General features: G+C 46.2%; 19 protein-coding genes. 3 read left to right on the top strand and 16 right to left on the bottom strand.

Annotation, left to right across the window (positions count from 1 at the left end; translation table 11 throughout):
- Positions 1-3 precede the first annotated feature (3 nt).
- Positions 4-942, top strand: a complete 939-nt coding sequence (locus tag VP97_RS08195) for a response regulator (protein WP_050181259.1) — start codon at positions 4-6, stop codon at positions 940-942.
- A 43-nt stretch (positions 943-985) separates the two neighbouring features.
- Here VP97_RS08195 and secDF read toward each other — a convergent pair whose 3' ends face one another.
- The gene (gene secDF, locus VP97_RS08190) at positions 986-3247 is read right to left on the bottom strand and encodes a protein translocase subunit SecDF (protein WP_050181258.1); all 2262 of its coding nucleotides are present in this window, start codon (positions 3245-3247) and stop codon (positions 986-988) included.
- 116 nt (positions 3248-3363) lie between these two features.
- Entirely contained in the window at positions 3364-3678 is a 315-nt protein-coding gene (locus VP97_RS08185; protein WP_050181257.1) for a post-transcriptional regulator, read from the bottom strand.
- A gap of 97 nt (positions 3679-3775) precedes the next feature.
- Between VP97_RS08185 and spoVB the strand changes: the two genes are divergently transcribed.
- Positions 3776-5290, top strand: coding sequence for a stage V sporulation protein B (gene spoVB, locus VP97_RS08180; RefSeq protein WP_050181256.1), 1515 nt, complete (start codon positions 3776-3778; stop codon positions 5288-5290).
- A gap of 30 nt (positions 5291-5320) precedes the next feature.
- On the opposite strand, the gene yajC is transcribed toward spoVB, so the two are convergent.
- From yajC to nadB, 14 genes are all read right to left on the bottom strand, one after another.
- Positions 5321-5590, bottom strand: a complete 270-nt coding sequence (yajC, locus tag VP97_RS08175; RefSeq protein WP_050181255.1) for a preprotein translocase subunit YajC — start codon at positions 5588-5590, stop codon at positions 5321-5323.
- Between the two features lie 35 nt (positions 5591-5625).
- Positions 5626-6765 (bottom strand): tRNA guanosine(34) transglycosylase Tgt, encoded by a 1140-nt coding sequence (gene tgt, locus VP97_RS08170; RefSeq protein ID WP_050181254.1) that lies wholly within the window; start codon positions 6763-6765, stop codon positions 5626-5628.
- Positions 6752-7810 (bottom strand): tRNA preQ1(34) S-adenosylmethionine ribosyltransferase-isomerase QueA, encoded by a 1059-nt coding sequence (gene queA, locus VP97_RS08165; RefSeq protein WP_050181253.1) that lies wholly within the window; start codon positions 7808-7810, stop codon positions 6752-6754. The genes tgt and queA overlap by 14 nt, the downstream gene beginning before the upstream one ends.
- A 17-nt stretch (positions 7811-7827) precedes the next feature.
- Positions 7828-8034, bottom strand: coding sequence for a DUF2905 domain-containing protein (locus VP97_RS08160; protein ID WP_050181252.1), 207 nt, complete (start codon positions 8032-8034; stop codon positions 7828-7830).
- On the bottom strand, positions 8031-9035 hold the full coding sequence (gene ruvB / locus VP97_RS08155; RefSeq protein WP_050181251.1) for a Holliday junction branch migration DNA helicase RuvB: 1005 nt from the start codon (positions 9033-9035) through the stop codon (positions 8031-8033). The genes VP97_RS08160 and ruvB overlap by 4 nt, the downstream gene beginning before the upstream one ends.
- Positions 9036-9050: 15 nt before the next feature.
- Positions 9051-9662 carry a Holliday junction branch migration protein RuvA gene (gene ruvA, locus VP97_RS08150; RefSeq protein WP_050181249.1) on the bottom strand — a complete coding sequence of 204 codons (612 nt, stop codon included), beginning with the start codon at positions 9660-9662 and terminating at the stop codon, positions 9051-9053.
- An 81-nt stretch (positions 9663-9743) separates the two neighbouring features.
- Entirely contained in the window at positions 9744-10550 is an 807-nt protein-coding gene (locus VP97_RS08145) for a uroporphyrinogen-III synthase (protein WP_050181248.1), read from the bottom strand.
- Between the two features lie 99 nt (positions 10551-10649).
- Complete coding sequence (locus VP97_RS08140) at positions 10650-12521, bottom strand: PTS fructose transporter subunit IIABC (protein WP_050181247.1); 1872 nt, start codon at positions 12519-12521, stop codon at positions 10650-10652.
- Complete coding sequence (pfkB, locus tag VP97_RS08135; protein ID WP_050181246.1) at positions 12518-13447, bottom strand: 1-phosphofructokinase; 930 nt, start codon at positions 13445-13447, stop codon at positions 12518-12520. The genes VP97_RS08140 and pfkB overlap by 4 nt, the downstream gene beginning before the upstream one ends.
- Positions 13444-14196, bottom strand: a complete 753-nt coding sequence (locus VP97_RS08130; RefSeq protein ID WP_050181311.1) for a DeoR/GlpR family DNA-binding transcription regulator — start codon at positions 14194-14196, stop codon at positions 13444-13446. The genes pfkB and VP97_RS08130 overlap by 4 nt, the downstream gene beginning before the upstream one ends.
- Positions 14197-14431: 235 nt before the next feature.
- On the bottom strand, positions 14432-15058 hold the full coding sequence (locus tag VP97_RS08125; protein ID WP_050181244.1) for a LysM peptidoglycan-binding domain-containing protein: 627 nt from the start codon (positions 15056-15058) through the stop codon (positions 14432-14434).
- A gap of 65 nt (positions 15059-15123) precedes the next feature.
- On the bottom strand, positions 15124-16224 hold the full coding sequence (gene nadA, locus VP97_RS08120) for a quinolinate synthase NadA (RefSeq protein ID WP_050181243.1): 1101 nt from the start codon (positions 16222-16224) through the stop codon (positions 15124-15126).
- Positions 16211-17071, bottom strand: coding sequence for a carboxylating nicotinate-nucleotide diphosphorylase (gene nadC / locus VP97_RS08115; RefSeq protein ID WP_050181241.1), 861 nt, complete (start codon positions 17069-17071; stop codon positions 16211-16213). Before nadC ends, nadA begins: the two co-directional genes overlap by 14 nt.
- Positions 17025-18611 (bottom strand): L-aspartate oxidase, encoded by a 1587-nt coding sequence (gene nadB / locus VP97_RS08110; RefSeq protein WP_050181240.1) that lies wholly within the window; start codon positions 18609-18611, stop codon positions 17025-17027. The genes nadC and nadB overlap by 47 nt, the downstream gene beginning before the upstream one ends.
- A gap of 98 nt (positions 18612-18709) precedes the next feature.
- Here nadB and VP97_RS08105 point away from each other — a divergent pair, with 98 nt between their 5' ends.
- The gene (locus VP97_RS08105; protein WP_050181239.1) at positions 18710-19813 is read left to right on the top strand and encodes an IscS subfamily cysteine desulfurase; all 1104 of its coding nucleotides are present in this window, start codon (positions 18710-18712) and stop codon (positions 19811-19813) included.
- Positions 19814-19818: the final 5 nt, after the last annotated feature.

Here is a 19818-nt window from a genome sequence, read left to right as displayed (position 1 = left end):
ATTATGCGCTTTTTTCTTGTTGATGATGATGAGACCATTCGTCTCACCTTAACAAAGATTATTGAAGATGAAGATTTAGGAGAAATAGCTGGTGAACAGGAGGATGGGGATCAGCTGACCGGCTCTTTTTTAAACATGCAGAACATTGATATTTTGTTTATTGATTTACTTATGCCAATTAAAGACGGGATTGAAACAATTCGTGATTTATCCGGTCAGTACAAGGGCAAAATCATCATGATTTCCCAGGTAGAAACAAAAGAACTGATCGGTGAAGCCTACGCACTCGGCGCTGAATATTACATCATGAAGCCGATCAATCGAATTGAAATCATTACCGTTATTCGAAAGGTAAAAGAACGAATTCAGCTTGAAAAATCAATTCAAACAATCCAAACCTCTCTGAACGGCCTGCTGACCGGCCACACAACAGAGACGCAATCAACGAAAAATGAAACCAGCCTGTCCGACATAGGAGAGTACCTGCTGGCTGAGCTTGGAATTATCGGTCACAATGGCACAAAGGATTTACTTGATATTCTTTACTTTTTGTTTTCCGATGAACACCTGCCTGCAACAGACCAGACCTTCCCCTCTTTAAAAATGATTTTTGAAAAAACCACTCAGAAAAGGCTTGGTGATACTGCTTCTGTTCAAGCCATTAATCGGGAAATGAAAGCTTCGGAGCAGCGGATTCGCCGCGCCATTACTCACTCTATCATTCATTTTGCGTCGCTGGGACTGGCTGATTACACGAATCCTAAATTTGAGTTTTACGCTGCTAAATTCTTTGATTTTATGATAGTGCGTCAAAAGATGATGGAATTGCAGAGAGATCCGGACGCCAGCTCTACTCCCGTTAAAGTAAATATGAAAAAATTTATACAAATGTTCTTTTTTGAAGCAAAACGCTTAAGAACCGAAACAAGCCATCCTTACTAACAGAAAAAACCTGCGGACTTATGCGTCTGCAGGTTTTTTGCATTTATACTTGTAATTCGTCTTTGTTTGTTGCTTTTTCTTTGTACGTAATTAACTTGCCTTTTTTCTTTAATTCTTTCTTTTTCCAGATCAGCCATAGCTGGGAAGCGATAAAGATAGACGAATACGCCCCGCCAATCAAGCCGACCAAAAGTGCAATGGAGAAGTTTAAGATCGACGGGCTTCCAAGCACAATCAACGCAATAACCGCAATGACAACTGTTAAAACCGTATTGATTGAACGGGCCAGCGTCTGCCGGATACTTTTATTGATAATATCGTCCAGCTGCTCCGGTGCAGTGATTTTCTTTGCTTTCGTCATATTTTCACGGATCCGGTCAAATGTAACAATCGTATCATTAATCGAATATCCGACAATCGTCAATACAGCCGCAATAAAAGTAATATCGACTTCAAGACGCGTTAAGCTGAAAAACGCAATAATGAAGAATACGTCATGCAAAAGTGCCAGAACGGCAGCAAGGCCCATGTAGAATTCAAAACGGAACGCCACATATAAAATAATCCCTATTGTGGCAATGGCAAGTGCCTTCATTGCATTTTTCGCTAGCTCTTTTCCAACGACCGGCGAAACGGTACTGATATTTGGCTCAGATCCAAATTTTTCATTCATGTCTGCTTTGACTTTAGCAATTTCCTGCTGTGTCAGCGCCTCATCAAAACGGGCAGACGCAATGGTTTGATTGTCCCCGCCAAGTGTTACATTTACGTCATAGCCAAGCTTGTCGAGCTCTGCTTCAACCGCCTCCTCGGTTAACGGTTTCTCAGACAGTAATTCCATCCGGGAACCGCTCGAGAAATCAATGCCGAGATTTAAGCGGAACACAGCCAGTACAATCATGCCGGCAATAATCGCCACTGCCGAAAATGCAAACAGCTTTTTATGCGGTTTAACAAAATCCAGCTTATCAAATTTAGTCGGCAGATCCAGCGCATCATATCCTTCACTAATCGGATGAATATCTGCTTTTTTCACGCCAAACCAGCCCGGCTTATTATTTAGCCAGTTGCTTTTCACAAGAATGCTCATCAGCACCCTTGCGCCCCAGATAGCGGTAATAAAGCTGACCAGAATACTAATAATAAGGGTGGTCGCAAAGCCTTTTACAGAGCTTGTCCCAAAGTAAAATAAAACGCCGCCGGCCAGCAGTGTCGTTAAGTTTGCGTCAACGACGGTCAGGAAGGCGTTGCTGCTTCCTGTCTTGAAAGCCGCTTTGATCGGCCGGCCGATCTTAATTTCTTCCTTGATCCGCTCGGCGGTAATGATGTTCGCATCTACTGCCATCCCAACCCCGAGTATAAGAGCCGCGATACCTGGCAGCGTCATGACTGCACCAAGCAAATCAAAAATAAGCAATGTTAAGTAAAGAAAGGCTGTCAGTGTAATGACTGCTACGAATCCAGGCAGGCGGTAATAGAGAATCATAAATAAGAAGATGATCCCGATACCAACAATACCCGCCAGAATCGTTTCATTGAGTGCTTGTTCACCAAATTGTGCCCCAACGGACGTTGAATATATTTCTTTCAGCTTAACAGGAAGAGCCCCAGCATCCAGCAGTGCTGCAAGTTCCTGTGCTTCTTCTACTGTAAAATCCCCTTGAATAGTGACTTCTGTTGTATTGAATACTTCGTCAACATTTGGCGCTGACAAAAACTTCGGGTTTTCTTTTTGAACTTCCTTGGCAAAGGAATCTTTACCTTCTTCAAAATCAAGCCAGATGACCAGCTGATTATTTGGTGCCATAGAAACAATTTTTTCTGTTACCTCTTTGAATTTATCCTTATCTTTTAACTTAACAGCGACGTTGGGCTGTCCGGTTTCCGTAAAGGACTGCTCAGCTCCACCTTCGACAAGATCGCTTCCATCCATCATTAACTTGTCGTTTACATCGCGGAAAGATAAATTTGCCTGTGTAGACAGCATGCTTCGTGCCTGCTCCTGATCTTCTATACCAGCCAGCTGCACACGAATCCGATTACCTTCCTCCACTTGAATGCTTGGCTCGCTGACACCGAGAGCATTAATTCGCTTATCCAGCGCTTCAGCAGTATCCGCTACTACACTTTCCGTTATTTTCTGGCCTTCTTTTGCAGGCTGTACTTCATAAAGCACTTCAAAACCACCCTGCAAATCAAGCCCCAGTTTAATATCCTGGACGATGTTTTTTGCCGTTGTACTCATCGCTCCTAACAAAACGAGGACCACAAGCAAAAAAGCAACGATCCGGCTCCGTTTTACCATTCTTCATTCCCACTCCTTACGATATATAAAAACCAGTTTATAAAAAAAATTCCGGTAACGAATACCAGAATCCCTCAGCCCTCTACATTATGAATGAGAACAAACAGACTGTCAATTTACTCACGCCCTTTGGGTGGAACAAATAAGGAAGCCAGCTCCTCGCCAGACATCGGTTCATTCCACTCCGGTGCTTTATATGCTGTGATTTGTGTATAGTTCATATACTCACCCGGCTTAACCGATAAAATATCCCCTACCAAACGGGACATCGGCCGCTCTTTGTCCATTGACTTCCACTTTTTTTCTTTGAGAAAACGCCACAACATGTCTGTTTGTGCTGTTTCATAATTCAGCAGCCGAAACTCCTCCACTTTGCTGATCAATGCCGGCAGCAATTTGCTGTAGTACGCGTCGTACGGATGATTTCCCATCATGAATGCCCCCTGTCATGCTCGTCCATCTTTGTACATATACCTCATTATACAATACTTTTCACGCAATTACTTTCTTAGAAAAGGCGGTGGCAGATTGTCATCATTTATAAAAGGAACCATGTGGCTCGCAGGCGCCATTTTCCTTGTAAAAATCCTTGGTTTTGTCAATCGGATGGTCATTGCCCGTTTAATCGGCGAAGAAGGCATTGGCTTATATATGGCTGTGTTTCCCGCTTTTATTTTGACCATTACAGCCGTTCAATTCGGACTGCCGGTTGCTGTCACTCGAAGTGTCGCAGCGGCAGAGAATGACGCGCAGCGAAAGCATATTTTATGCACATCCCTTTTTATCACCCTTTCACTGGCTGCTGTTTTAACCCCTTTATTTTGGTTTCTTGCGCCCTATTTAGCTGAAAACCTGTTTCATGACAAGCGGGCGGTACTACCGCTTTACGCGATCGCACCTTCTATTCCGATCATCGCTGTTTCTTCGATTGTGCGCGGTTATTTTCAAGGAAAAATGAATATGAAGCCCGCTGCTCTTTCTCAGCTGATTGAGCAGGTTGTCAGAATCGGCCTGATTATAGTAGCCGGTCGGCTCCTGCTGCCTTATGGAATTGAATATGCCGCTGCAGGTGCCATGGCAGCAGCTTCTGCAGGAGAATTGGTTTCTCTCCTTTATCTGCTCAGTGCCTTTCGGTCAGAATGGAAAAAAGTCCGCCGGTATCCCGGCAGGCGGACAAGCCGACCGCTTTTCGGTGAACTTGCTGAAACAGCTCTTCCGGCTGTAGGAAGCCGGCTGATCGGGTCTGGTGCCTGGTTTTTGGAACCGATCGTTGTGGTCAAAAGCCTGGCTATTGCAGGACTCGCAGCGAATGAAGCAATGAAGGAATATGGTGTGCTGACGGGATATGCGCTGCCGCTTATGTTCCTGCCATCTTTTTTAACCGTTGCTCTCTCCTCCTCCCTTGTGCCGGATATTAGTGAATCGTTTAGTAAAAAAAGATTCAGCAATGTAGCCTGGCGGGTAAATGAATCCATCCGCTTCTGCTTGTTTTCGGGCGGTTTTGCTACGGTCGTGCTGTTTTTATTTGCTGAACCGTTTATGCTTGTGATGTACCATACCGAAAAAGGAGCTGATTTAATTCAGCTTATGGCTCCATTTTTTCTCCTTTATTATTGTCAGGGGCCGCTGCAGGCTGTTCTGCAGGCCCTTAACCTGTCACGCGCAGCTATGCTGAACAGCTTTTACGGAGCAGCAGTAAAACTTCTTATCATTTTTATCCTGGCCAGTCAGCCATCGTTTGGTATACGCGGTACAGCTATCGCAATTGCTGCTAGCATCGTAATCGTCACACTTCTTCACACCGCGTCTATGTTAAAAGCGGTTCCTTTTTCGCTTCAATACGGCTTATATGCAAAAATCGGCTTATTGCTTGTTTTTACGTATTTGAGTGCGCAGGCTTTCTTGCCTTTTTTAACAGGAAATACCTTTCTTTATCTTGGAGGTGGACTGGCAGGGTGTCTGCTCGTTTATCTGGCTGGCGCTGCTGTACTCGGCATTTTTAAGAAGGAGGATCTTTCCACCGTCTTGTTTTGGCGCACATAAAAAGCCCGGATTTCTCCGGGCTTTTCCATTTTATACTGTGCTTTTATTTACTACATCACGTACTGCAGAACGGTCAAACGTTAAACGCGTACCATCGCCGACTACAATCGTGATCGTTGTTTCATCGGATGATTCAATCATACCGTGAAGTCCGCCAATCGTGACGATTTTGTCTCCTTTTTGCAAGTTGTTCTGCATTTCCATTACTGTACGCTGACGCTTTCGCTGCGGGCGAATCAACAGGAAATAAAACAGAGCAAACATGATAATTAAAGGAAGAAACTGAGCTAATGCTTCCATTCGTGTTTTTCACTCCTTTCTAAAAACAAACAACGTCAAAAGTTTTTTGCATCCGGACGGTTGAACCCGTATTGCTCAAAGAACTCCTCGCGGAAATCACCAAGCCGGTCCTCTCGGATCGCTTGACGTACGTTTTCCATTAATTTTATCAGAAAATGTAGGTTATGGTAAGTCGTAAGTCGAATTCCAAATGTTTCATTACAATGAAGCAGATGGCGGACATACGCACGCGAATAGTTTTGGCATGCATAGCAGTCACAATTTGGGTCAAGCGGACCAAAATCGCGGGCATATTTTGCATTTTTGACTACGAGTCTTCCTTCACTTGTCATCAGAGTTCCATTGCGGGCGATGCGTGTCGGGAGTACACAATCAAACATATCAATTCCGCGTATAGCCCCGTCAATAAGAGAATCCGGTGATCCTACCCCCATTAAATAACGCGGCTTATCTGCCGGCAAATGCGGAGTCGTAAAATCAAGCACACGGTTCATCACATCTTTTGGCTCCCCTACAGACAAGCCGCCAATCGCATAGCCCGGAAAGTCCAATGACACAAGATCACGAGCACTCTGTTTACGCAGTTCCTCATATTCACCGCCCTGTACAATTCCAAACAGCCCTTGATCCTGCGGCCGTTTATGTGCAGCCAGACAGCGCTCTGCCCAGCGTGATGTGCGCTCCACTGACTTCTTCATGTATTCATACTCAGCAGGATACGGCGGGCATTCATCAAAGGCCATCATAATATCAGAGCCAAGAGCATTTTGAATTTCCATCGCTTTTTCTGGAGAAAGGAATAATTTATCACCATTAATATGATTGCGGAAATGAACGCCTTCTTCTTCAATTTTCCGGAATTCACTTAGTGAAAACACCTGGAATCCGCCCGAATCTGTCAGGATCGCTCCATCCCAATTCATAAATTTATGAAGACCGCCTGCCTCCTGAACAATATCGTGTCCAGGACGGAGCCATAAGTGATAGGTGTTGCTGAGTAAAATGTTGGCGCCCATTGCTTTGATGTCTTCCGGCGCCATTGTTTTTACAGTAGCAAGCGTTCCGACCGGCATAAAAACCGGTGTTTCAAAGCTGCCATGCGGTGTATGTACACGGCCAAGGCGCGCTCCTGTTTGTTTGCATGTTTTAATGTGTTCGTATTTAATGGCTGTCATTCGTTTTGTCACCTTTCCCATCAATAATAAGCATCGCGTCTCCAAAACTGAAAAAGCGGTATTTTTCCTTTACTGCTTCTTCGTACGCTGCAAGTACAGGCTGCTGGCCGGCAAGGGCACTGATCAGCATAATCAACGTGGATTTCGGCAGATGAAAGTTTGTAATCATTCCATCAATCGCCCGAAACTCGAATCCCGGATAAATAAAAATGTCGGTCCAGCCGCTTGATTGTTTGACCTCGCCAAACTCACGCGCTGCCGTTTCAAGCGTGCGGACAGAAGTGGTGCCGACTGCAATAACACGGCCGCCTGTTTTTTTCGTTTCCCGAATCGCTTCTGCTGTTCCCGCCGAAATTGTGTAATATTCTGCATGCATATCATGATCTTCAATAGAATCAACAGACACCGGACGGAATGTTCCGAGACCGACATGAAGTGTAATAAATTCGATCCGTATGCCTTTTTCCTTTAACTCGGCTAAAAGCGGCTGCGTAAAATGAAGACCAGCTGTCGGTGCTGCAGCAGAACCGCGCTCTTTTGCATACACAGTCTGGTAACGGTCTTTTTCCTCAAGCTGCTCTTTAATATATGGAGGCAGCGGCATTTCACCAAGCTCATCAAGCACCTCATAAAAAATGCCTTCGTATTCGAAGCGGAGCAGGCGTCCGCCCTGTTCCTTTTCACCGATGCAAACCGCCTTAAGCTTGCCCTCTCCGAATGAAATAACGCTTCCTTCTTTAATGCGTTTTGCCGGCTTTACAAGTGTTTCCCATACATCTGTTTCATCCTGCTTTAGAAGAAGCACTTCAATATTGGCGCCGGTTTCTTCTTTGATACCATGAAGACGTGCCGGCAGCACTTTCGTATCATTTAATACAAGAAGGTCTCCGGGCTGCAAATAGTTTGTGACGTTTTGGAACGTTTCATGAGTGACGCTTCCCGTGTGTTTATCCAATACCATCAAACGGCTCTTGGTCCGCTCTTTAAGCGGTGTCTGCGCAATTAATTCCTCTGGCAGATTAAAATCAAAATCTTCCACTTTCATCTTTTACACCTCTAATTTCATCTCCATTTTCCAATTACATAAAAAAGAAGCGACAGCACGATGCTTGCCACAATCGACGTTACAATCGGAAAATAAAAGGTTGCATTTTCTTTCTTGATGACAATATCACCCGGCAGGCGGCCGAGCTTTCCAAATTGGACAAAAAGCCCAATAAGGAACAAGACAGCACCGGCCAGCATAAGCATTTTCCCGATGCTTGTCATGGAGCCGGCACTTCCATCCCGAAATGCTCATAGGCGGCTGGCAGCGCAATTCTTCCGCGCGGCGTTCGCTGCAGAAAACCAATCTGCAGCAGATAAGGCTCATATACATCTTCAATTGTAGCAGATTCTTCACCAATGCTGGCCGCAAGTGTATCCAGGCCGACTGGACCGCCTTTAAAACGGTTTAAGATCGTGTTCAGCAGTTTATGGTCAATATGATCAAGACCAAGACGGTCAACTTGAAGAAGTTCAAGAGCTTCATTCGCTTTTTGGATCGTAACATAGCCTTCCCCTCGCACCTCTGCATAATCCCGTACTCGTTTTAATAAACGATTGGCAATCCGAGGCGTTCCGCGTGAGCGGCGTGCCAGCTCGCCAGCGCCTTCTACGTCAATCGCTGTCCCGAGTATGTCTGCAGTCCGCAGCACCACTTCTCTCAATTGATCGGGCGTGTAATACTCTAATCGCGAGTGAACACCAAATCGGTCACGAAGCGGCGCAGAAAGTGAACCCGCACGTGTTGTTGCTCCAATAAGCGTAAATGGAGGCAGATCAAGCCGGACTGACCTTGCTTCCGGTCCTTTTCCAATGACGATATCAAGACAGAAATCCTCCATCGCTGGATAAAGGACTTCCTCGATAGAACGCGGCAGCCGATGAATCTCATCGATAAAAAGGACATCTCCAGGAGAAAGCGCAGTTAACACCGCCGCCAAATCTCCCGGGCGTTCGATTGCCGGTCCAGACGTTGTCCGAAAACCGGCTCCCATTTCATTCGCAATAACCGCTGCCATCGTTGTTTTTCCGAGGCCCGGCGGTCCATATAAAAGGACATGATCGAGTGTTTCTTCCCTTTTTAAAGCAGCTTCAATAAAAATAGACAGGTTTTGTTTTACCTGTTCTTGTCCAATGTATTGGCTTAGTGTTTGTGGCCGGAGCGACTGCTCTTCAAACCGCTCTTCTGCCCCGGCTCCGCCTGATAGTACACGCTGATCTTCCAATCCAGTCCCTCCTTCCTATCCGAGCAGCAGCTGTAGCCCTTTTCGAATGTATTCATCCGTGGACATAGCTGCTTCTTTCTCAAGCCGCCCTGTAATACGCTTGATTTCCCGCGCAGAATATCCAAGTGCTTCTAGAGCAAGGAGCGCTTCGTCAAGTGCCGCATTCCCTGATACAGCATCGTCTGGCTGTTCTGGAATAAACAAGCCAGTCAATGAGTCTGCTGCAACATCATCTAGCTTCCCTTTTAAATCTAGAATCATTTGACGAGCTGTTTTTTTGCCAATGCCCGGAAATTTAACTAAATACGGTTCGTCTTCGCGCTCGATCGCATTTACTACATGCGCTGGCGTACCAGAGGCAAGAACAGCCAGCGCTCCCTTTGGACCGATACCCGATACACTGATCAGCTTTTCAAACAATCTTTTTTCCTCCGCTGTTGCGAATCCAAATAATAAATGAGCATCTTCACGGATATGCTGATACAAATAAATCATTTTTTGCTCCTGCTCATGTTTTGAAAAAGCAAATGGGTTCGGTGTGAGCACCCGATAGCCAATACCACTGTTTTCCACGACGATATATTCCGGCCCAATAAATGAAATCATTCCCTTAATGTATTCGTACAAATTTTTGTCTCCTTTTACACACTTTGTTCATTGTATCATATCATATCAGCGCTCAAAAAGAAACATTTGTTCCCTGAATATTCAGTTACCTTTAAAAAATTCATCAACCGCTACAACTAGTGCTCCCATTCTCTCATGCTCCGGAGCAATAACGCGAGTAACGCCATATTCGTTTAATGTTCCAGTCGTCACCCTGCCAATCGAGCCAGCGACAGCTCTTTCATTAAACGCCTGTGCCAGCTGTTCAGCCAGCCCCTGTTTCTCCGCTTCTTTAAATAACACACGCACTTGCGGTGTTGCCGTTAGCAAAACCGCATCCATTTCGCCGTCGATTACTTCATGAACCAGTTTCGTAACCATTTCAGGGTAGGGGACTGTTGTTTCATACGGCATAATGCATGTTAGTTCTGCTCCTTTTTCCGCAAATCCCTTCTCAAGAGCCGGCACCCGCTCTCCATGAAGCTGTAGGAACACACGCTGATCAGCCAGATCTACTTCTTCAAGCGCTCCAAGCAGCCCGGCATTTGTACCGTCCCCATCAATGATGTCCGGTGCTAGACCATATTTTTTTAATTCTTGCACTGTTTTGTAGCCACGCGTAGCAATCCGAGAAGCCTTTATCGCTTTTTGAAATGGTTCACTCAAGCCAAGTGAGGCTGCTGCTTCAAAAAGTGCTGTTGTACCGACTCCAGTTGTAAAAACGCTCCAGTCTGTTCCATTTGTTATCACATCATTCAAGATCTCCTGCATATCTTCCGGCTTGCATTTTATTGTTTCCTGAAGCGGCCGTTCGTAAGCAGTGCCGCCTTTTTTTTGAACCATCATGCTCATTTCGGCCATTTTACGTGAACCGGTAATGGCAATTTTCTTTCCCTGCAAGTTTCCCATTTTATCTCTCCGTTTCCCTTTTCTTTTAATACTATCCGTTTCTCTGGCTTTTTTCCATAGAAAAAGGCAGTTCAACCGGGGTTGAACTGCCTTTGTTTCTTATTTTACTGGCTTTTTCAAAACAGCAAGCAGGAGAGCCGTTACAACTGCACCCAACAGGACTGCTACCAGGTAAAGAAGCGGATTTCCTTGTACAACAGGGAAAACGAAGATTCCACCATGCGGTGCAGGCAATTTAACACCGAAGATCATTGTAAGTGCACCGGCTACTGCTGAACCGGCTACTGCTGCCGGAATTACGCGTGCCGGGTCTTTTGCTGCGAATGGAATCGCGCCTTCTGTAATGAAAGAAAGACCCATAATATAGTTTGTTTTACCGGCATCGCGTTCCTGCGCAGTAAAACGGTTTTTAAAGATTGTTGTCGCAAGCGCGATACCAAGTGGCGGAACCATACCGCCGGCCATAACCGCTGCGTGCGGTGCAAAGTTGCCGGCATCGATCATGGCAATACCAAATGTGAAAGCGGCTTTGTTGATCGGACCGCCCATGTCGATTGCCATCATACCACCAAGCAAAATACCTAGAAGAACAAGGTTGCTTGTTCCCATACCGCCCAGAACATCTACAAGCCATCTGTTCAAGGCACCAACTGGACCATTTACAACGTATACCATGATGATACCCGTCAAGAAAATACCAAACAGTGGATACAAAAGAACCGGTTTAATTCCGTCAAGCGCCTGTGGAAGGCCAGCAAAAAGCTTTTTCAATCCTACTACAAGATAACCAGCCAGGAAACCGGCGATTAAGCCGCCCAGAAAACCAGCATTAGCATTTGCAGCTAGTAAACCACCAACAAGACCAGGAGCAAGACCGGGACGATCCGCAATACTCATCGCAATGAAGCCGGCTAATACCGGGATCATTAAAGCAAAGGCGCTGCCGCCACCGATATCACTTAACGCTTTGGCAAAAGAATTATAAGACTCATGTTCTGGGTCCGCTGCATGAATACCAAAGAAAAACGAAATGGCAATTAAGATACCGCCACCAACTACAAGCGGAAGCATCGCGGATACACCGCTCATTAAATGCTTGTAAAATGCGCTGCCCGCAGAAGTGCCCTCATCAGATGACGATGATGCGGAACCACCGCCCTGGAATACAGGAGCATCCTGTTTTACGGCACGATCAAGCAGTCCATCCGGGTTGCGGATTCCCTGTGCAACCGGTACCTGAATCACATGCTTGCCTTTAAAGCGCTCCATTTCTACCTGCTTGTCCGCTGCGACAATAATGGCTGACGCTTTCGCAATTTCATCGGCTGTAAGCGCGTTTTTCACGCCACTTGAGCCGTTTGTTTCGACTTTAAAGTTAAGACCTTTTTCTTTTGCTTTTGCTTTGAGTGAGTCTGCTGCCATATACGTATGCGCAATCCCTGTCGGGCAGGCTGTTACTGCCAGCACGAGCGGAGCATCCGTTTCGGCAGGTGGCGCTGTTTCTTCTTTTTCTTCAGCATTTTCACGCAGATCAAATGCTTGAATAATTTCATCTTCGTTTTTTGCGTTCAACAGCTCATCCCGGAAGCCCGGGTCCATTAAAAAGCCTGATAAGCTTGAAAGTGTTTCTAAGTGCGCTTCATTTGCACCGTCTGGAGCTGCGATCATAAAAAATAGTGTAGATGGCTGTCCATCTAATGATTCATAGTCAATTCCATTTTTCGCACGGCCAAATGCTACAGCCGGTGTTTTAACAGCTGCTGTTTTCGCATGCGGAATCGCTATGCCTTCTCCCACACCTGTTGTGCTTTGTGCTTCACGAGCTAAAATGGCTTCTTTATAGGCAGCACGGTCGTTTAAACGGCCGGCTTGATCTAGTTTCGCAACCAGCTCATCAATAACAGACGCTTTATCCGTTGCAGACAAGTCCATAATGACTGTGTCTTTTTTCAGTAAGTCTGTAATTTTCATACTAACCCCTCCTGCTCTGCTTTTACAATCGTCACACGGCTGTATACATCTTCTACTTCTGCTTTTGTACACAAATCATCGGAAAATGCTGTCGCGCTTCCCGCGGCAACTGCCCAGCGGAATGCTTCATGCGGCGCCAGACCTGCATCAATTTTAGCCATAAATGCCGCTACCATGGAGTCTCCGGATCCGACAGTGTTTTTCACTGTGCCTTTTGGAGAAGAAGCAAAATAAACGCCTTCCTCATTAACTAAAACAGCACCATCTCCGCCCATGGAGACAATGACATTTTGGGCGCCTTCATCCACTAGTTTTCGAGCAATGGATGCCGCCTTTTCTTTTGTTTCTACTTTCGTATCGAACAATTCTCCCAGCTCATGATGATTCGGCTTTACGAAAAACGGCTTGTACGGCAGAAGAGCCTTTAAAGCTGCACCGCTTGTATCAACTACAACACGTGCGCCTTTTCCTTTTGCCGCATCAATTAACATTCCTGCATAGTCTGCTGGCAATGAAGACGGTACACTGCCGCCAATATGAAGCCAGTCCCGATCTGTTAATTCGCTCGTTAGCTGAACCAATTGCTTTGCATTCTCTTCTGAAATAGCAGGTGATGGCCCATTAATCTCGGTTTCGCTATTTGACTTTAGCTTAACATTGATGCGCGTGGCGCCTTCAACAGATGTAAATCGGTGCAGTACTCCTTCACGATCCAATTCGCTCTTGATAAACTCACCTGTGAATCCGCCTGCAAAACCAATAGCGCAAGTGTCACTTTCAAGGCGCTTCAGAACACGCGATACGTTAATTCCTTTTCCTCCAGCATACATATCTGCGCTTTCAGAGCGGTTTAATTCACCCGCTTGAAATTGATCGACCCTTATCACGTAATCAATGGCTGGGTTTAGTGTGCATGTGTAAATCATGATAGTGCCTCCTTGATGTCCGTGACTTTCTCGAACATCCGTCTTGTTTTCTCCGGGATTTTGCCCGTAATAATGACTGCGTCTTCAAGATCAGCAATATGAGCAAACGTGCTTTCCTGAAATTTAGACGCATCCGCTAAAATAAACGGCTGCTGAGCACGCTTTATTGCCTCTGTTTTCACAGCTGCTTCTTCCGGATCCGGTGTAGTATAGCCTGCTTTTAAATGAATCCCGTTTACTCCAAGAAATGCTTTGTCAAACCAATATTGCTGAAGGCCGTGTACCGCTCCTGTCCCCGTTAAAGCTTCTGTAGACTGCTTTAACCGGCCGCCTGTTCCGTACGCTTCAATTCCCTGTTCAGCTAAGAGACGCAAATGATCAAAACCGCTTGTGACAGCGACAATATTTTTCGCCTGAATATATGGAATAAGAGCAAGTGTTGTTGTTCCCGCATCAATAAACACGCAGTCATTGTCTTCAATAAGGGATGCAGCCAGTCGCCCGGCCGCACGCTTTTCTTCTGAGAAACGATTACTTTTTTCACCCATTGATGGTTCAATACGTTTCCTGGATACTTTTGCAGCGCCGCCGTGAACCCGCCTGAGGAGTCCTGATTCTTCCAGGTCCGTCAAATCACGGCGGATGGTCGATTCTGACGCTCCTGTTGCTTCAGTCAGTTCTTGAATCTTAACCACTTCTTTTTCTTTTAAACAATTTAAAATTGTAGCGTGGCGTTCTTCTGTCAGCACTGGCTGCATCCCTCCTTTACTTTTTCTCACTTCCATTATATAACCGCTTTCACGTAAAAACAATCATTTTCAATCATTATTTTTCAAAAACACTCACGTTATGATTATTTATGACTGTTTTATGGCAAAATCATTCATTTTCGGTACTATTTTATCTGAAAATTGCGCAAATATACAAAAAAACAATCAATTGCATACACACAAAAAAGACGTGCGAAAACGCACGCCTTTTTTATTAACGGTGACAATATGGACATCTTGGCATCATCATATTTGGATAATGCATGTTTTCATGACCTTCATAGCTTTCATTTTCTTCATGATCTTCCGACTCCGGCATCATCTCATAAGGCTGGTGCATATACGGCATTGGATAAGGCACCGGCACAAAATAACACGGGATCGGCGGGCACGGCATCATCATTTCATTCTCCATCTGCGGTGGCAGAGAAGGCATCGATGGCATCTCCATCTCCATTTCCATCTCCATCTGCGGTGGCGCCTGCGGTACAGACGGCATGGATGGTGATTGTGGTACAGATGGCATGGATGGTGCTGGTACCGGCGCTGGTTCTGTCATCCAGTTCTCCGGCATAGTCAGTTCAGGTTCAGACGGCATGTTTTCTTCCATTTCTTTTGTTTCTTCCATTAAAGGCGGGTATGCAAGTGGTTTATTGTTTGCATATGGATGGCTTTTTTCCATGACTGTAGCCGTATCAGGCAATTTAATTTTCATACCCGGAACGATCATATCCGGATTGGCCAGGTGAGCATTTAATTTTTGCACTTCTTCAAACGACACTCCATGTTTCTCGGCAATCGACCATAGCGTATCACCGCGCTGCACAATATGGATCTTCATTGTGTCCCTCCTCAATGATCATTCTCCCATATTGTATGCGCCCGGTAGGCCGGTGTGCGAAAAAATCAGTTCGTCCGTGCCAGCATACGGTCAAGCGACCATTTGGCTTCTTGGGCCGTGCGTGAATCCACCTGAATAACGTTTCCGCTCTTTCCTTCTGCAATGGTTTCGAGTGACCAAAGCAAATGTGGCAGATCAATCCGGTTCATTGTGAGGCACGGACACATATTCGGATTTAACGAGATGATTTCTTTGTCCGAATGCTGCGCTATAATCCGTTTGACAAGGTTCATTTCTGTTCCGATAGCCCAGGCTGTACCCGGCTCAGCTCGCTCAATGGCATCGATAATATACTTTGTGGAACCGTTATCGTCCGCCAATCCCACTACTTCTCTGCGGCATTCCGGATGAACGATAATCTTTATATCCGGCCGTGTACGGCGCAGTTCTTCAATATTAGCGACCGTGAAATTTTCATGAACCGAGCAGTGTCCCTTCCATAAAATGACCCGGACTTTTTCCATGTCTCCTTCATATTCCAATGTATCAGTAATCGGATTCCAGACCGCCATTTCTTCAAGCGGCACACCAATGTCAAAAGCTGTATTGCGCCCAAGGTGCTGATCCGGCAGAAACAAAATACGCGGCTTTTCCGTAAACGCCCACTCTACCATTGACCTTGCATTGGATGAAGTAACACATGAGCCGCCATGGCGTCCGGTAAAAGCTTTTATCGCCGCGGTTGAATTCACATAAGTCAAAGGAATCATTGTGTCACCGAACAACGCCTGAAGGGCTGTCCACGCACGCTCTGTCTGATAAATATCAGCCATATCCGCCATGGAGCATCCTGCACGCATATCCGGCAGGTAAACCGTTTGTTTTTCACTTGTTAAAATGTCGGCTGTTTCCGCCATAAAATGAACGCCGCAAAACACAATATGTTCTGCTTCACGATTCGCTGCTGAGACCTGTGCAAGCTGAAGAGAATCTCCTACTGCGTCTGCAAATTGAATGACCTCATCTTTTTGATAATGGTGGCCAGGAATAAATAACGATTTACCCATTTCCTTTTTGATTTCCCGCACCCGTGCTTCCATATCCTCCTGCGCCATTTGCCGGTACCGATCGGGCAGAATCGCTTTAACCAGTTCAGTTAATGCCATGTAAAACCTCTCCTTTCATTTCTACTCTTGCGCTAATATCAAGTGCTTGAACGGAATGTGTTAATGTGCCAAGCGAGATCCATCCGATTCCCGTTAACGCGTAGTCACGGATTGTTTCAAGCTCGATGCCTCCTGACGCTTCTGTTTCAATATGCGCCGGTACAAGGGGCAGCCACGCCTCGATCTCATCCGGCGTACAGTTATCAAACATAATAATATCCGCGCCTGCCTGCACAGCTTCTTTGAGCTGTTCTTCCGATTCAATTTCCACTTCAATTTTGACTGTATGTCCGCATGACTGCTTCGCTTTTGTTACAGCCTGCTCGATTCCGCCTGCAAATGCAATATGGTTATCCTTGAGCATAATGGCATCATAGAGCCCATTGCGGTGATTGAAGGCACCGCCTGTCCGAACCGCATACTTTTCAAGCATACGAAGGCCGGGAACCGTTTTTCTTGTATCACATATTCTCGCTCTTGTTCCTTCTGTTTGTTTTACGGCGGCCGCCGCAGCTGTGGCAATCCCGCTCATTCGCTGAACCAAATTTAAAATGACCCGCTCTCCCGCTAAAAGGGATCGATACGGCCCTGTAATTCTGGCGAGGCACTCTCCCTTTTCCACCTGGTCTCCGTCCCGTTTCAGCACATTTACAGAAATCGTCTCGTCTACAAGTCTGAACCCTCGTTCAATCACGGCTCTTCCGCAAAAAACACCGGCTTCTTTTGCCCAAAAAGAAAACGTACCTGCTTCGTTTTCACCAAAAATGCTTTCTCCTGTCAGGTCGCGGTCTCCTATATCCTCAATAAAAAAAGCTTTCAGCATATCGTCCAGTTTCATGCCATTCATGCCCTTCACTCCTTGTATATAGCCATTTATTTTGAAAGGTGATCCATGTTTTTGCCCATTGCTCATTTTTTTCTGGATAATCAGCCCGAATATGAGCGCCGCGTGACTCAGTACGTTTTAACGCGGCGGAAACAATCAAGTAAGCGGTTATATGCATAAAGAAACGCTCGATTTTTTCGATCGGCCAGCCGCTGATGTCCCCTTTTTGTGCTCCTGCCTGCTTTAAGCAGTCTTCAAGTTCTTGAAGCGTTTTTTTTGTTCGGATAATACCGGCTCCTTCCATCATGGCCGCCTGAAGCTCTCCTTTTTGCAAAAGCGGCGGAGGGGACACCGGCACCACTGGCTTCGGCCTATAAACACTCCTTTTCTCTTCTTTGTCGTGAAGCACCGCTTCAACAAAGCGTTTTCCAAAGGCAAGCCCTTCAAGAAGAGAATTGCTTGCTAAGCGATTTGCTCCATGTACACCCGTGCAGGCTGTTTCTCCAATCGCATACAGCCCTTTTACGCTCGTACGGCCGCATGTATCTGTTTGTACGCCGCCCATTAAAAAGTGGCTTCCCGGTGCAACAGGGATGCGTCCTTTTGTAACATCCACGCCGTGCCGGCGGCATAACGCGGCAATGGACGGGAAGCGGCGGTCAAACTGTTCAATCATCGAGATATCCAAAAAAACATCTCTTCCCTGCTGACGGGCTTTGTATATCTCAAAAGCTGTCACATGACGGGGTGCTAAATCTTCAAGCGGATGTATATCTTTCATTATTTTGCGGCCCTGTCCATCGACCAGTACAGCCCCTGCTCCCCTGACCGCTTCTGAAACAAGCCCTTTCGTTTCACCATTTATAAATAAAAGAGTCGGGTGAAACTGCATAAATTCCATATCGGTCACTGCAGCTCCAGCCCGGCAGGCCAAAGCAATCCCATCACCCGTAATCGTTTCCTGGTTAGAGGTAAACGAATAAAGAGCTCCAGCACCGCCCGTAGCCAGCACCACATGGTCTGCATCATAGTGATACAAATCCCCTCGGCTTGATTTTGTTTTAACACCCGTGCAGATGCCATCATGAACGATGAGTTCAATCGCCATTTCTCCTTCACGGATGATGACCTGCTTTGGCAGGTGTGCCAGTAAATGCTCAATTGTCCATTTCCCGGTTGCATCGCCGCCCGCATGAACGATTCGGCTTGTGCTGTGCGCCCCTTCTAAACCAAATGAAAGCCTTCCATCCGCTTGCCGATCAGCCGGAAACCCTTCTCTTAATAAGCTGCTTACTTCATGGGCTCCTTTTATAACCAGCTCTCTGACGGCTTCTTTATTATGATGGTATTCACCCGCCGCGAGAGTATCCTGTATGTGAGATTCATTTGTATCGAATGAAGACAAAACGGCTGCAATCCCGCCCTGCGCATAGTAAGAGTTGCTTTGTCGAATCGTCGTCTTTGTGATAACAATCACATTCATATGCAGTGCTAAATGTCTAGCGGCCTGCAGCGCCGCAATCCCGGAGCCGATAATGACCGCCTGTGGCATTTTTTTCATCGCCCACCCTCACTTTACAGTTGTCTTGACACCTATCTTTACATAAAATAAAAAGAAAGACAAGCTTTAATTTTACTGTGTAGAAAGCAGGGATAAGAATGTATTTTGATTATGCAGCGACGTCTCCAATGAAAAAGGAAGCACTCGATATATATATAGAAGCAGCCAGTCGTTTTTGGGGCAACAGTTCCAGTCCACATGATGAAGGAACACGCGCTTCCCTCCTGCTTGAGCAAAGCCGGGCTCTAATTGCCGGGCGGGCCGGTGTACAAAAGGAGGGAATTTACTTTACAGGCAGCGGAACGGAAGGGAATTTGCTGGCGATTCTTTCCTTAGCACGAAGCAGCGGAAAAAAACATATCATTACATCCATGGCAGAGCATACATCTGTGCATTCTGCGATGTCCGTTTTGCAATCAGAAGGATTTTCTGTGACGAAGCTGCCAATGACTAGTGAAGGGATTATTGCTGTAGAAGCGGTAATAACAGCGATTACCCCTCAAACCGGGCTCGTTTCCATTCAGCATATTAACCCGGAAATCGGTACAATTCAGCCGGTGGAAAAACTGGCTGCGGAAGCAAACAAGCGAGGGGTTTTTTTTCATACAGACTGTGTTCAATCGTTTGGCAAAATGCCTCTTCATTCCATCCGCGCGGACGCCATGACTTTTTCGGCTCACAAAGTCGGCGGCCCAAAAGGCTGCGGAGCCATTTATCTATCTCCGTTTCATGCATTAAAGCCTGTGTTTCCCGGTTTAACGCATGAAAAAGGTGTCCGCGGCGGTACAGTGAATACACCGGCTGCTGCGGCTTTTGCAGAAGCCGCCCAAACGAATTTATCCCTTGAGAAGCTTTCCTCCCTGCGTCGTCTGCTGAAACAGGAGCTAAAGGGCTCTTCGATTCGGTGGATTGAAGGACCAGACAGCAAGCAGTACCCGGGTGTAATTGGTATGTGTATTCCCGGCGTGGAAGGACAGCTGGTGATGCTGGCTTTGAATGCCCGGAATATATTCATCTCAACCGGGAGTGCTTGTGATGCCTCTTCTGCGTCAGGGATGAAAGCAGCACTTGCGATGGGGATGTCCATGGAAGAAGCAAGGCAGTTTTTCCGTATTTCATTTGGCTCCGAGACGACAGAAGAGGAAGTCCGACAGCTTGGACAGGCACTTATTCATGTTGCAAAACAAGCGGTTATGCTATGATTACC

It is taken from the genome of Domibacillus robiginosus (assembly GCF_000966195.1).
GTDB lineage: Bacteria > Bacillota > Bacilli > Bacillales > Domibacillaceae > Domibacillus > Domibacillus robiginosus.
This window is presented reverse-complemented; position numbering and strand designations above follow the sequence as displayed.

Coding starts and splice junctions, on each gene's coding strand:
- VP97_RS08195 (WP_050181259.1), top strand. CDS start 4: ATGCGCTTTTTTCTTGTTGATGATGATGAGACCATTCGTCTCACCTTA.
- secDF (WP_050181258.1), bottom strand. CDS start 3,247: ATGGTAAAACGGAGCCGGATCGTTGCTTTTTTGCTTGTGGTCCTCGTT.
- VP97_RS08185 (WP_050181257.1), bottom strand. CDS start 3,678: ATGGGAAATCATCCGTACGACGCGTACTACAGCAAATTGCTGCCGGCA.
- yajC (WP_050181255.1), bottom strand. CDS start 5,590: ATGGAAGCATTAGCTCAGTTTCTTCCTTTAATTATCATGTTTGCTCTG.
- tgt (WP_050181254.1), bottom strand. CDS start 6,765: ATGACAGCCATTAAATACGAACACATTAAAACATGCAAACAAACAGGA.
- queA (WP_050181253.1), bottom strand. CDS start 7,810: ATGAAAGTGGAAGATTTTGATTTTAATCTGCCAGAGGAATTAATTGCG.
- VP97_RS08160 (WP_050181252.1), bottom strand. CDS start 8,034: ATGACAAGCATCGGGAAAATGCTTATGCTGGCCGGTGCTGTCTTGTTC.
- VP97_RS08145 (WP_050181248.1), bottom strand. CDS start 10,550: ATGGGAAACTTGCAGGGAAAGAAAATTGCCATTACCGGTTCACGTAAA.
- VP97_RS08140 (WP_050181247.1), bottom strand. CDS start 12,521: ATGAAAATTACAGACTTACTGAAAAAAGACACAGTCATTATGGACTTG.
- pfkB (WP_050181246.1), bottom strand. CDS start 13,447: ATGATTTACACATGCACACTAAACCCAGCCATTGATTACGTGATAAGG.
- VP97_RS08125 (WP_050181244.1), bottom strand. CDS start 15,058: ATGAAGATCCATATTGTGCAGCGCGGTGATACGCTATGGTCGATTGCC.
- nadA (WP_050181243.1), bottom strand. CDS start 16,224: ATGGCATTAACTGAACTGGTTAAAGCGATTCTGCCCGATCGGTACCGG.
- nadC (WP_050181241.1), bottom strand. CDS start 17,071: ATGAATGGCATGAAACTGGACGATATGCTGAAAGCTTTTTTTATTGAG.
- nadB (WP_050181240.1), bottom strand. CDS start 18,611: ATGAAAAAAATGCCACAGGCGGTCATTATCGGCTCCGGGATTGCGGCG.
- VP97_RS08105 (WP_050181239.1), top strand. CDS start 18,710: ATGTATTTTGATTATGCAGCGACGTCTCCAATGAAAAAGGAAGCACTC.